Origin of the sequence: Roseomonas sp. TAS13 (assembly GCF_001950415.1) — a bacterium.
In the GTDB taxonomy this organism is placed as follows: domain Bacteria; phylum Pseudomonadota; class Alphaproteobacteria; order Acetobacterales; family Acetobacteraceae; genus Roseomonas; species Roseomonas mucosa.
This window is the reverse complement of sequence record NZ_BDLP01000640.1, coordinates 1-1423: the sequence shown is the minus strand read 5'-3', so window position 1 is coordinate 1423 and position 1423 is coordinate 1. Positions and strand designations below refer to the sequence as shown.

Below are 1423 nucleotides of genomic sequence, written 5' to 3'. Positions count from 1 at the left end.
GCCGGGGGAGCTGGCCGAGCGCCTGGCGGGGGTGCAGGATCCGGATCTCCGGGCGGCGCTGGAAAGAATGGCCCAGGGCGTCTATCGGAAGCGCTGACGGCAAGCGGAGCGATCCATCATGACGATTTCCCGACGCGGCATGCTCGCGGCCACGGCTATCGGTATCCCCCTGGGGACGCCGGTCCTGCTGGCGCTCCGCCCGGCCCATGCCCAGACGCCGGCCCCCGCTGGCGCCCCCGCCAACACCGCCCCGGCGACGCCGGACCCGCGCATGGCCGAGCGCGGCGCGGGCAAGGCGGATGCCCCGGTGACGGTGATCGAGTATTTCTCCCTCACCTGCCCGCATTGCGCCCGCTTCCACAACGAGGTCTGGCCGAAGGTGAAGGCCGACCTGGTCGAACCTGGCAAGGCCCGCATGGTGTGGCGCGACTTCCCGCTGGACCAGCTGGCGCTCGCCGCCGCCTGTGCCGCCCGCGCCCTGCCGGTGGACCGCTACGAGGGCTTCGTCAGCGCCCTCTTCGCCAACCAGGACCGCTGGGCCTTCGCGCGCGGCATCGACAACCTGGGCGAAGTGGCCAAGATCGCGGCGCTGGCCGGCATGTCGCGCGCCGATTTCGACGCCGCCGTGAACGACCGCAACCTGCAGCGCGCCATCATGGAGATGCGGCAGCAGGGCGAGAAGGAGTTCAACGTGAACAGCACGCCGACCTTCGTCTTCAACGGCAAGTCCGTGCCGGGCGAGATTCCCTTCGAGCGCTTCGCCGAGCTGGTGAAGCAGGCCACGCCCGGCTGACGGACCACAGGTCCCAGAGATCAAGGATCGTTTCCTGGATGGACTCCATTTCGCCGCGCGCCCTGCCCGGCGATGAAGGGGGCGACGGGGAGGAGGGCGGCACCACCCGCGCCTCTTCCCGGGACAGCGAGGCGACGGAGCGTGCCCTGCGTTCCGCCACGCTCACCCGCCTGCGCATCGCCGGCTTCAAATCCTTCGCCGAGGCGCAGACGGTCGAGGTCCTGCCCGGCCTGACCGGCATCGTCGGCCCGAACGGCTGCGGCAAGTCCAATGTCGTGGAGGCGCTGCGCTGGGCCATGGGCGAATCCAACGCCCGCGCCATGCGCGGCGCCGGGATGGACGACGTGGTCTTCGCCGGCACCAGCACCCGCGCCGCCCGCTCCCATGCCGAGGTCGCGCTCTGGCTGGAGGATGCCGCCGGCCTCGCCCCGCCGCCGAATGCCGAGGTGACGGAGCTGGAGATCATCCGCCGCATCGAGCGCGGCGAGGGCACCGGCTACCGCATCAACGGGCGCGAGGTGCGCGGGCGCGACGTGGCGACGATGTTCGCCGATCTCGGCACCGGCTCGCGCGCCTCCGGCATGGTCAGCCAGGGCAAGGTCGCGGCGCTGATCGGCGCCAGGCCCGAGG

At 71.9% G+C, this 1423-nt stretch carries 2 protein-coding genes; both read left to right on the top strand.

The window, feature by feature from the left end; translation table 11 throughout:
* Positions 1 to 118: 118 nt before the first annotated feature.
* Positions 119 to 793: a thioredoxin domain-containing protein gene (locus ROTAS13_RS24450; protein WP_019461928.1), complete on the top strand. Its 675-nt coding sequence runs from the start codon at positions 119 to 121 to the stop codon at positions 791 to 793.
* A 38-nt stretch (positions 794 to 831) separates the two neighbouring features.
* Positions 832 to 1423: AAA family ATPase (locus ROTAS13_RS24445; RefSeq protein ID WP_171979239.1), on the top strand; the 592-nt coding region annotated here is incomplete at its 3' end.